Annotated in this window: 7 protein-coding genes; 1 reads left to right on the forward strand and 6 read right to left on the reverse strand. The window is 52.0% G+C overall.

All coding sequences use genetic code 11. The features are described from left to right. The 4 genes from VFS25_RS11250 to VFS25_RS11265 all read right to left on the reverse strand — a co-directional run. The coding region (locus VFS25_RS11250) for a transposase (protein ID WP_326462239.1) at positions 1–226 on the reverse strand (226 nt) is incomplete at its 3' end. A gap of 74 nt (positions 227–300) precedes the next feature. Next, a complete protein-coding gene (locus VFS25_RS11255; RefSeq protein ID WP_326462240.1) occupies positions 301–2,289 on the reverse strand; it encodes a plastocyanin/azurin family copper-binding protein in 1,989 nt (662 codons plus the stop codon). A 3-nt stretch (positions 2,290–2,292) separates the two neighbouring features. After that, the gene (locus VFS25_RS11260) at positions 2,293–4,092 is read right to left on the reverse strand and encodes a family 16 glycoside hydrolase (protein ID WP_326462241.1); all 1,800 of its coding nucleotides are present in this window, start codon (positions 4,090–4,092) and stop codon (positions 2,293–2,295) included. Positions 4,093–4,177: 85 nt separating this feature from the next. Further along, positions 4,178–6,163 (reverse strand): alpha/beta hydrolase family protein, encoded by a 1,986-nt coding sequence (locus tag VFS25_RS11265; RefSeq protein WP_326462242.1) that lies wholly within the window; start codon positions 6,161–6,163, stop codon positions 4,178–4,180. A gap of 237 nt (positions 6,164–6,400) precedes the next feature. Between VFS25_RS11265 and VFS25_RS11270 the strand changes: the two genes are divergently transcribed. Then, the gene (locus VFS25_RS11270; protein WP_326462243.1) at positions 6,401–8,725 is read left to right on the forward strand and encodes a DUF5703 domain-containing protein; all 2,325 of its coding nucleotides are present in this window, start codon (positions 6,401–6,403) and stop codon (positions 8,723–8,725) included. 107 nt (positions 8,726–8,832) lie between these two features. Here the strand turns inward: VFS25_RS11270 and VFS25_RS11275 are convergent, their stop codons facing one another. Together VFS25_RS11275 and VFS25_RS11280 are read right to left on the reverse strand one after the other, a co-directional pair. Next, positions 8,833–11,214 carry a glycoside hydrolase family 2 TIM barrel-domain containing protein gene (locus tag VFS25_RS11275; protein ID WP_326462244.1) on the reverse strand — a complete coding sequence of 794 codons (2,382 nt, stop codon included), beginning with the start codon at positions 11,212–11,214 and terminating at the stop codon, positions 8,833–8,835. A 4-nt stretch (positions 11,215–11,218) separates the two neighbouring features. Next, a complete protein-coding gene (locus tag VFS25_RS11280) occupies positions 11,219–12,322 on the reverse strand; it encodes a glycosylase (RefSeq protein ID WP_326462245.1) in 1,104 nt (367 codons plus the stop codon). Positions 12,323–12,326 lie beyond the last annotated feature (4 nt).

The following is a 12,326-nucleotide window of genomic DNA, read 5'->3' on the forward strand; positions in this document are numbered from 1 at the left end:
CTAACTCTTTTATACGATCTTGCTCTCCCTTCATTTCTATACGCACAATTTTGTTTAATAAATGATTTTTCCCAAATTTCTTTAGCCATTGCTGAATGGTATAGGTGCCTTTGATCCCGTAGCGCCGACGCGCTTCCTCTATGCCAAGACCTGATTCAACCTCTTTGACTACCTTTTGCTTGAAGCTAATACTGTACCGGACTATTACCCGCTGTTGTTTTGCCATGTTTTGTGTCAGATTCGTTTTTAAATCTGTCCACTTGCTTCAGGACATGACATCACTTTCTTACTTTTTCTTTTTTACTTTTTACTTTTAACTTTTAACACGCCTTTCATTACTGCATAATGCCCGGGGAAGGTGCACACATAAGGATAATTACCCGGCGTTTTTGGCGCTATAAAATAAATAGTTTGTGATGTTCCCGGCTCCAGCAGGCAGGTGTTGAACAGCACATCTTTTGACGCCGGCACATAAGCCTGCTGCGACCCGCTCAAACCCATTTCCATAGCCAGCTTACCCACTGCATCGCCTTTACCGGGATTGGTAATTACCATATTATGCAGCATATCATCATTATTGTTAAACACCAGCTTTACCTTGCTGCCGGCTGTTACTTCCAGCTCGGTTACATCAAATTTCAGCCCGGGCTTGGTGCCTACCTGCAGCACAACATCCGGCTTAGTCCAGCCGGGAGGCTGCACACTTACGCTTTTGGTGGGATCGCTGCCGCAGGCGTGCCTGCTGTTTGCATCGCCGGCGGCTGCCAGGCTCCTGGGAGAAATTGCGCAGGCGGGTCCTGCACCTGCGGGGATAGCGTTTAGCGTATAGTAGCCAACGTTATGCAGCAGCTGTAAGCCGGATTGGGATTTTAAGCCGTTCACATGCAGCTCATGAATATACCCTTCCCGCAAACCTTCTACATAAATCCTCACACGGCGGCCGTCTTCAGACACTTCACTTTTTACCACCGGGCAGGATTGCTGGTTAATAATAGGGCTGCCGTATGTTTTATGATAGAGGTATGTGAAACCTGTTATGCTGTATAAGCCGGGGTCTGCCGCCTGCTTTTTATTGACCGGCATAGTAAACTCCAGCTCAAACCCGTTGCTTTGGGCGCGCATGGCCTTTATTTCAAAAGGCGTTACACCTTTGAAATTCACCCGCTGCAAACCATACAGCTTGGGACCGGTAGAGGCCCACCCGCGGCTGGTCATTCCTACGAACAGGGAATGATCGCTACCCCACACCATGCGCAGCACGCCGGACGAAAATCCTTCCAGGAAAGGGAAGCAGGCTCCCTGGTATTTGCCTTTCACCTTTTCAATGAAAGCGCGCATTACCTTGCTGTGCCCCTGGTCGCCTACCAGCAGCTGGCCTTTAAAGGGACCAAACGCATCGGAGTCAATTGACAATACGCCGGAAGTGGAAATGCCCATGAGCGTGTGCGGAAACCAAACGCTGGGCTCTTTAAAGTGCGGTGTTTTCTTTGCAAAATCGTGCAGGATGCCAATAGAGTCCGGGAACTGTTCGGGCGTTAGCTTAATGGGCGAACCATATTCACCGGACCAGCGCAGGCCGGCGGGATGGCCGGCAAAATCGCCATAATCCAGCTGTGTAATGCGGCCGGAACCGATCCAGTCGCCCTGGTTCTCCGCAAAAAATATATCGCCGCTTTCAGACAATCCAAAACCTGCAGGGGAGCGCATGCCGCCGGCATAGGGCTGCATAGCGCCATCGGGTTTTATACGCATCATCCAGCCGCGCCATTTGGCCAGGCTGGCGCCCCGCCCTATCCACGACAAGTTGAGCGTAACAATCATATCGCCGTTAGGCAAGAACAGCGGGCCATAAGAATATTCATGATAGTTGCCGGATAGCGGCCAGGAGGCAATGGTCTGAAAACGGTCTGCCTTACCATCATTATCCGTATCTGTTACTTTAGTAAGCTCGGAGCGCTGCGTGGTGTAAAAAGAACCTTCATGCCAGGCCAGGCCCAGGGTTTCGTGCATGCCATAAGCAAAGCGGGTATAGGTGGGCTGTTTTGATTTTTTCTGGTAGGGATCGGTGATCAGCCATATTTCTCCATGCCGGGTGGCCACGCCCAGCTTATCATCCGGCGTAAATGCCAGGCCGCCTACTTCCAGCTTCACACTATCGGGTATAGGCACATCCGTTATACTGTAATATTTGCTTTCTTTTGCCTTCATGTCCGTTTGTGCATTTGCCAGCGCAGGCAGCATCATACCTCCACACAATGCCAGAACGGTTATATATTGCTTGCTCTTCATAACTTACCAGGTAATGGAATAATGAATGTTCATGGTTTTACCGGCTTGCAGCGGCAGCACCAGGCGGTACTGTCCTTTGCTTTCCACGATCTCCGGCTTATCCTTCGTTTCAATGTAGTAGTGCTTGTCATCCACGGCATAGCTGCCATCGGGCAGCTTTTCAATGAGGCCGCCGCTGCCCAGCAGCCACCAGGCTTTGGCATTATCACCGGAATTGCTACCGGTTACGGTCACATCCCTGTTCAGCCCTTTGCCATCCGCACGCGGATGCAAATAATCTTCTACTGACCATTGGTGCAACGTGTAAAAGAATACCGGCAACCCACTGGGCAACAATTTATAACCGCGGTTGGTATAGCTGCTGCTATCTACACGCATGGTATCGGGCCAGGCGGCGTTTTTGTCTGGCAGTTCGGCAATACAGGGTATGCCGGGCAGCTGCAGCGGCGCTCCCAGGGGACGGGCCAGCTGTTTTTCGCCGCGTTCGTGCCACATCTCCGCCACATCAATATAGCGCCCGTGCCAGGCCATGAGGGGACTGTACGTCACCATATCATACGCATAGTTAATGCCGCCCGGTGCGCCCACTGCCATGCTGTAAGGATCTACTTCATTCCCATGCTCCATAAAGCCACGCTGGATAACAGCAGTTCCTTTAACGGGGTATTCCATTTGCGGCGATGCTTCTACCAGCCTTTCAGACGCGGGCGTGGTAAGCGCCGTAACCGGGATGTGCGGGCCTTCATACTCCACTACCAGGCATTCATCATAGTTGGCATAGCTCACCTGGAAATCGTGCGGACCGGCTTTCAGCAGCGTATCGCCGTAGAAGGGGCGCAGGAAGTCGCGGGTGCCGCCGTTATCGGCAATTACATTTCCATCTATCATTAAACGCACGGGGCCACCGCCACGCACGCTGAATACATAATGCCCTTCTACCGGCAGCTGCAGCTTGCCTTCCAGCAGCAGGTGCGCACGTTTGTCGCCTACACGGTAGGTGAGCGAGTCGGTATTACCTGATCTTACCGGCAGCATCAGCTTCAGGGTATCGTGGTTCTTATACACGCCTTTATATACGCGGTAATGCAGGCCCGCAAAGGATGCGCGTGCATCGCTGTAAGTTTTGTAACGGATGTTGCGGAATGCCACGGGGCCGCTGTTCACCACAAGCCGTAAAGCACCGGGCATCTTTGTCTGCTTCAGAAGCGTATCCTGTGCAAAAGCTGCCAGGTCGGGCTGCTGCTGAACAACGCGGCCATTCAGTATCACGGTCGCAAAGCCTGCATCTATAACACCATGCCCGGTACGTTCAGCCTTAAACTTCACTTCCAGGTGCTGCCACAGGCCGGGCGCCTTGCAGGCATTTAATGCCGGCGCATGCTCTTCTATGCCGCCGCAGTCCGCAGCTGTTACACTATCTTTCAGCCAGCTGTCTTTCAGCTGCAACGGGTATTTACCCTGGAAAAGAATAGCGGCATCTGCATCCGGCGATAACATAAAATCCAGCTCCAGGTCCATATCGCCGTGCGTCCATTTCGTAGACAGCTCACCGTTACCCGGGCCGTTGAATACCAATATACCTTTGCCTTCTTTTACCTGTACCTGGTGCGGCTGCTGCCGGTTCATATACAGGTTGCCCGCTACCTGCCAGCCATTGGCCGGTGTGGCAAATGCATCCAGGTTATCCAGGTTAATGGAGTCCATTGGCAGGCTTTCAATGGGTGGCGCTTCCTTTGTGCCTGAAGAGCAGGCAGCCAGGCTTAATAACAATGTGCTATACAGCAAAAAAGATTGGACAGACATTAAAAGAAATAAAAAAGATGAAAAATATTTTTCACAACGCGCACTATACTATAGTGTACTACCTATCGCAAACATACAGGCTGTGCTACGGAAAAGCAAACCGCTTATCAACTATCCGCTCCAGGTCAGGTATGTCATAATAACGCAGCGCTCCTGGTATTACATAGCTGTACCAGTTCTTTTGCAATACATCGCGGATAATATTTGTGAAGGAAGGCAGATAATGAGTTAGCTGCAGGTAGTGAATGCGGTCGTCCAGCACCGCAGCGTGCAGCGCTACTACGGCGCACATACCTGTTGCATGTACTGTTACCGGCTGCGCTTGTAAACCGCGTGCAGCCTGCAGATAATCCAGCAGCAGCTGCAGGTCTGTTATGCGCTGCCCTGGCAGGGGCCGGCCCACATGCAGGGACGATATTGCATTGCGGTATTCTTTATTATAGAACTTGCTGTTGTTAAATTCAGGCCGGTCGGCGCTTTCACCAATGCCCCGCAGATCGGGCAGCAATACGGCGCAGCCATTTTGCAGATAGTGCTGCAGCAGGGCTGTGCTATCCAGCAGGGCGCGTTTTCCTTCATCCTGCAGGCATATTACTACCTGCTTCACCAGCCCCCGGGGACGAATAAGCAGGAAAGGCAAAGGTGGTTCCCCGGCGCTGCGCAGCAGCTTTTTTTCCACGGCGCCCAACGTGTGCGGGAAAGTGCCTACATCTTCTACCTGTACTTTTTCATGCGCACCGGTTAATCCCAATAATGCGCGCAGGGTATCTGCAAAGGCATTTGCTGTAATACTGCGCTGAAACTGCCGGCGTGTTTGCGCCAGTGCTGCAGCGGTTTGCAGAAAGTGCTGCTGTAAGGTAAGCTCATGCGGCATGCTGCTATTCAGCTCACCGGTAGCAGTACAGTTCAGGTCTGCTGCTGATAACACAGCTGCCGCACCTTCTTTTACCGGTGTATTATCATTATACAGCCATTTCCTGAACCAGCGCACCGCTGCCTCCCGCTTGGGCTGTGAAATACCATGCCCGTCATCCACTGTTACCAGCTGAATATGATCTGCTGCGCCTAATGCAGTATAACACTGCCTGGCCTCTGTATAGGCCTGTACGGCGCCGGTGTAGTCCACAAAATCGTAACGGCCGGCCAGCACCAGCAGGGGTTTGGGCGCCAGCATATGCATGTAGTCTGTTATTTCCAGGCCCTGCCGCCCCTCATTGGGTATTTGCACACAGCCATCCAGCGGACCGGCCAGCTCAAATGTTCTTTCACGGGTAGTGATATAGCTGCATACTGCGGCTACTTTAATGCGTGGCTCAAACGCCATAAAATAAGCGGTTTGCGTACCGCCGCCGGAATTGCCCAAACAGCCAATGCGCGCAGTGTCTACCTCCCTGCGGGATAACAGGTAGTCGAGCCCGCGCTCATTATCCCACAGCTCATAAGCCGCTACGCTGGAGCCAATGAGGGCGGCTGCTGCATTCAGCAAGGTGTGTTCAGTAGTGCCGCCTCTTGTTAAGGGTTTGCCGCTGCTGTCTGTCAGCTGGTGGCGCTCGCCCTGTGAAACCGGGTCAATCATCAGCACCACAAATCCGTGCCTGGCCAGCAACATAGCGGTTTGCTGGTAAGAAGGCGTTGCCTTAGCAGTGGCCTCATGCCCGCAAAACAATAAGGCTGCAGGAAAAGGGCCTTTGCCCGTGGGGATGTATAAATTGGCTGTTACATGATGCTGCGGCAAACTTTGATAGATCACTTTTTCAATACGGTAACCATCCTGCTGCAACGTGCCGGTTATAACCGGGTGCAGCGGCGCTTTTGGGGGCCGGGGTCCCAGCAGCGCACGATAAGCCGCCCGCAGGTGCTGCTGATAAGCATGTACATCCTGTGCAGTACTAAATGCCTGCTGTACACGCTGATCCCTGTAAGCGTATTGCTGATGCATTTGCTGCATCAGCCAGGTGTTCAGCATTTTATCCGCGTCCCAGTCAATAACGGCAGATGGCTGCTGCGCATGCAGGGATAGTGCCCACAGGCATAAGACGCCAATAATAGCTCGTTTTATATAATTGTACAAATAACACTTATTCACTAACACAGCTTATTCTCATTCAATTAAAACATCCGCATATGCGGTATTATAGGTCAGGGTTTACAGAAAAATGGTAGCGAAACATGGAATTTCAGATCTCTGCTATAGCGGTCAAACTACAGAAATATCCAGGCAAATTACTAATTTTTTACGCAAACGTTACCGGAGCAACGCAGCTGCCGCACTATAAAAATGTTGCCTAACTTTACCCGTTTATAGCGTATGTACAAGGGTTTTCATGTAATTACAATGGCAGGCTGCCTGATACTGGCCGGCATACAGCGCACCTGCGCACAGCAGGTGGAGCTGGATGCATGCAATATCACATGGACAAAACAAAGCCGGAATGCCGGCCAGTCCATGCCCTGCGGCGGCGGCGATATAGGGCTCAACGTTTGGATGGAGAATGGTGAGCTGCTGTGCTACCTTTCGCGCAGCGGCGCATTTGACGAACATAATATACTGCTGAAACAGGGGCGCCTGCGCATAAAGCTTACTCCCAACCCTTTTGAGCATGGCACGCGGTTCCGGCAAACCCTGCACCTCCGTGAGGGATATATTGACATCAGCGGCCGTAAAGGCGCGCTGGAGGCAACACTCAGGATATGGACAGATGTATTTCATCCTGTAGTGCATGTGGAGGTGCAAAGCAGCCAGCCGGTGAATGCCACCGCCTGCTATGAAAGCTGGCGCACCAAAGACCGGCTGCTAAAGCCGGGCGAGCTGCTGGCATCGTCCGGCTACAAAGGCGGCGCCGTACCTGTAACTGCTTATCACGACAGCATTGCTTTTAACAATAACACCGTTTTATTCAGCCACCGCAACCGCAACGACCGGCTGATTTTTGACTTTACCGTACAGCAGCAGGGGCTTACCTCCATAAAATCACAGCTCTGGAACCCGCTACAGGGGCTTACCTCCGGCGGCATGCTGTGGGGAGATCATATGGAGGCGGCGGGTACTTTTACCGGTAAATACGCCAACACTCCTTACACTGCCTGGCAGCTCAAAAGCAGGGAGGCCGCACGCACGCATCATATTAATGTACTGCTGCATGTTGATCAAACGCCTACCTATGCCAACTGGTACCAGGGCCTGCAAAAGCAGCAACAGGCAGCTGCAAACAGCAGCAGTGAACAAACGCAGCACTGGTGGGCGCAATACTGGAACCGCAGCTTTATTTTTATACAGGCCGATACCGCCACTGCCGCCTGGCAGGCAGGCCGCAATTACCAGCTGTTCCGTTATATGCTTGGTTGCAATGCCTACGGTGCTTACCCTACCAAATTTAACGGCGGTCTTTTTACCTACGATCCTGTATTTGTAAATAAACAAATGCCGTTTACGCCTGATTACCGGCGTTGGGGCGGCGGCACCTTCACTGCGCAGAACCAGCGGCTGGTATACTGGCCCCTGTTGAAAAGCGGCGATTTTGATATGATGATTGCGCAGTTTGAATTTTACCGGCGCGCATTACCCAATGCCGAAGCACGCACAAAATTCTACTGGGGGCACAAAGGCGCCAGCTTTACCGAACAGATGGAAAACTTTGGTTTGCCGGCCGCCAGCGAATACGGCTGGCACCGTCCCCCGGATTTTGACAAAGGCGTTGAATACAATAACTGGCTGGAATATGAATGGGACACTGCACTGGAATTTTGCCTGATGATACTGGACTATGAGCGTTACAGCGGGCACGATATTTCAAAGTACCTGCCGCTGATAGAAAGCTGCCTCACTTTTTTCGACGAGCACTACCAGTACCTGGCTGCCAAACGCGGCGCTCCCGCGCTGGACAGCAACGGGCACCTGGTGCTGTACCCCGGCTCCGCAGGTGAAACCTACAAGCTGGCCACCAACTCCACTACTACTATTGCAGGGCTGCGTACAGTTACCGCCCGTATGCTGGAGCTGCCGCCGCACTATCTTACAGGCAGCACACGCAGAACGCTGCAGGCATTGCTGCAACGCATTCCGCCCCTCTCCTTCCGTACCATGCAGGGGCATATTACCATTGCACCGGCGCAATCGTGGCAGCGCATTAATAACCAGGAAACGCCGCAGCTCTATCCTGTATTTCCTTATGGCATATACGGCATTGGGAAACCAGGGCTTGATACCGCACGCAATACCTGGCTGTATGACACCGAAGCTATTGCACGGCGCAGCGCTGTTGGCTGGAAGCAGGACAATATTTTCTGCGCAAGGTTAGGACTTACCAAACCGGCCGCTTACTATACCGTGGAGAAGCTGAAAAATGGTCCTAACCGCTTTCCGGCTTTCTGGGGACCTGGTTTTGACTGGACACCGGATATTAACCAGGGCGGCTCCGGCATGACAGGCTTACAGGAAATGCTGCTGCAAACAAACGGCAAACACATTTACCTGTTCCCTGCATGGCCTGCAAAGTGGGATGTGCATTTTAAGCTGCATGCGCCGTATAATACAACAGTAGAAGGTGTGCTGCAGCACGGAAAGCTCGTAAAGCTGGAAGTGACGCCGGCAGAACGGAAGAAAGACGTGATAGTGAAAAATGTAAAATATTAAATGTAAAATTTCAAATGTAAAAGCAGCCGGTATTGTTGCCATGCAGCACACCGTGCTATTCTTTTACATTTGAAATTTTACATTTTACATCTGATATTTTATGCGCTTTACTGTGCAGCAATAGTTACCTGCTCGCCCCGCAACCCGGCAGCTTTTGCCTTTAATACAATATTGCCCTTGCTGCCCGTTGCTTTTATGATCACCAGGCAGCGGCCCTGCCAGGCTTTGCGCCGCGGCAGCTGGCAGCTCTCGGTGCTAACAGGGTTTGCGTTGCCTACACCCACAATGGCGCCGGGGCCTTCTACGCTGAATTGCACTTCATTCTCCGCTGTGGGATTGCGTACGCCGTTAGCATCCAGCAGCTCAACCGTAACGTACGACAGGTCCTGGTTAGCGGCATGTATAGAGGTACGGTCCGCGGTAAGCTGCATATGGTCAGGCGCAGCAGCTGTACGTAGCACAGCGGTGGTTACTTTTTTATTGCCATTGTAACCCACAGCTTCCAGTTTGCCGGGTTGGTAAGGCACCTGGAAAGTGGCCGTGTATTTATGCGCGCGGTCAGTTGTTTGTTTTCCCAGCGAACGGCCGTTCAGGAAAAGCTCTACTTTTTCGCAGGAGGAATATACTTCTACCTGCAATGGCTGTTGTTCATGTCCTTCCCAGTTCCAGCTGGCTGTTACGTCATGCCATTCCCAGTGGCTCCAGCTTACTTTCTGCGGGTTAACGGGGAAAAACGGCTGCGGCGGTTTTACAAATACCGATACCTGGTTGCTTTTCCATAATGCATCGCGGTAATAAGATTGCGGGCGTTTCCAGCCGCAGATGTCTATATCGCCACAGTAGGCAAGGTTCCAGGGATAAAATTGCTGGCGCTGCCAGTAGCCCAGCCAGCCAATGCTGGCCTCTCCTATGTAGTCAAAGGCTGTCCATACAAAATCTCCGATTACCCAGGGATGGTCTTTTACGCCCATCCAGTAGTCAAATGCTTCCAGCGGCAGCGACTCTGTGGCAAACATAACGCGGTTGGGCAAACGCTGATGGTCGGTTTCATATTTATCGCGGGCATAGTTGTAGCCTGCAATATCCAGCGTGGCCAGGAAAGGATCTTTATCAGGCGTAACGCCGTTTACGCCGCAGGTGATAAAACGGGTAGTGTCCAGCGTACGGATATAATCACTGAGCATTTTTGCCACCTTTACCACTTCCGGCTTATCCCGGTTGGGTATTTCATTACCGGTGCTCCACATGATAACGGAAGGATGGTTACGGTCGCGGTACACCATGCTCTCCACATCCCGCTGCCACCAGTCGTTAAAGTACAGGTGATAATCGTCGGGGTTCTTGCCCTGTGCCCACGCATCAAAAGCCTCATCTATCACCAGCATGCCCAAACGGTCGCAGGCATCCAGGAAAGCGGGGGATGGCGGGTTATGCGCGCAGCGTACGGCATTAAATCCGCTGGCCTTCAGCAATGCCACCTTGCGTTCCTCTGCCCGGTCATAGGCTTTTGCACCCAGCGGGCCGTTATCATGATGCACACAGCCGCCTTTTAATTTCAGCGGCTGCCCGTTCAGGCGAAAGCCGTTCACCGCATCTGCAGTAATGCTGCGAATACCAAACGGCGTTTGCAGCCAGTCGGCCAGCCTGCCGTTACTGTACACTTCTGTAACCGCCGTATACAGTACGGGCGTGTTCACAGACCATAATTCGGGATGGGTAACTGTTAGCTGCTGCCGGCAGGTAACGGTATCTTTGGCTGCGATATTCTGTGTGGTATCTGTAACCGCTACTTCCTTTCCTGCTGCATTTACAAGCCGGGTAAGCAGCTTTACCGCAGCTGCATTGCTGCTTTCATTCAATATAGTAGTGTTAATGCATACACGGGCGCTGGCGTTACTTACCTGTGGTGTGGTAATGTAAGTACCCCATTGGCCTACATGAACAGGATCAGTTACTGTGAGCCATACGTGGCGGTAAATGCCGGAGCCTGCATACCAGCGGCTGTTCTCCCCTTCGTTGCGCACCTTTACGGCCAGCACATTTTTTTCGTTCCATTTAATACGCGCAGTGCCATCAAACCAAAACGACGTATACCCGTAAGGGTGCTTAGCGAGCCTTTTGCCATTGAGCCATACTTCCACATTCATGTAAACACCGTCAAACTGAAACACAATGTGCTTACCCTGCAGGCTGGCAGGTATGGTAAATGTTTTGCGGTACCAGCCGGTGCCGCCGGTGGTAAAGCCGCCGCTTACCTGGCTAACGGCATCACGGTTAAAAGGTGATTGCGTGCCGGGCAGGTCTTCAATGCTCCAGTCATGCGGCAGGTCTACTGCCCGCCAGGCCGAGTCGTTAAAGTCCGGCTCATCTGCGCCCATGGCGCCGCCACGGTGAAAGCGCCAACCGGTATCAAACAGCTGCGTGCGGCTGTCCTGCGCCTGCACGGCTGCTGCTGCCAGCAGCAGGCATATTATCAATATTAATCGCATGTGCTTACTTTTTTACGTGCGGTACAAACTGCACTTCGCTTTTACCTTTGTTTACAGAAGTGGCTACTGCAATGCCGCGCTGCTCTGCCTTGTTTACCGCGCAATAGAAATGATATACTACGCCGTTGTAAAATACAACGCTGGATTTATGCGCAAACAAATCGTCAAAAGGTTCGGATGATCTGATCAGGTCATCACCGGTCCAGTCGGTCCAGTGCACCAGGTCATAAGAGCAGGCAAAACGGTTAAATGCGCCGGGATGGTCTTTCCAGAAAGCGCCGAAATAGAACATTACCCATACGTTGTTTATGCGCTGGATCCAGGGATCGCCGGTAATACCGGCATGATGGTTCAGCACGGGCTCTTTTTCATAACGCTGCCAGTGCACCATGTCGTTAGATACTGCCATGCCTATACGCTCTTTTCCGCGTTTAGGCTTCAGGCTGTCGCCTTTGGCATTGTAGTAAAGTATGAAAGGATAGCCCAGGGTTCTATTTTTATCCCACAGCACGGTGCTTTTGTACAGCGTGTTATTCTCCCACCAGCGCACATCCTTATCCGTTGCCATCAATATAGGTTTGGACAGGCGCTGCCATTCATGCGGCCTGGCCGGGTTTTTACGGGTATAGGCCATGCCAATGGATAACAGGCCCTGTTCATACCCCCGGTGGCTGCCGCCAATGTAGGTCATCCAGTACTTACCTTTATAACGCTGCCACTGATAGCTGCCGCCCCATTGCGGGTCTTCCAGCGCCACGTAGCCGGCTTTTTGGTTACTATCCCAATTTGTAGTATCGGAAAATGACAGGATGCGGCCCAGGTTATTCCAGTGCAGCAGGTCATCGCTGCCACATAGCCAGGTTTCATATCCCCGGCCGTTAAAAACAATGTAGGTCATATACCATTTGCCATCTTTACGGAATACGCTCGGGCAATCCAGCTTTTTTCCATCATCCTGCGGCACCATAACAAGACCATATTTGTAGGGCGTTTTTACCTGCTCATACACCTGCTGCATTACACCGGCCGGTACATCCTTTGGAAGTTGCTGCGCATTGGCAACAACGGCTGTTAAAAGAAAGATATATGTGAATACCTGTTTTATCATATGC

The sequence above is a fragment of the Chitinophaga sp. genome, from assembly GCF_035761305.1.
In the GTDB taxonomy this organism is placed as follows: Bacteria; Bacteroidota; Bacteroidia; order Chitinophagales; family Chitinophagaceae; genus Chitinophaga.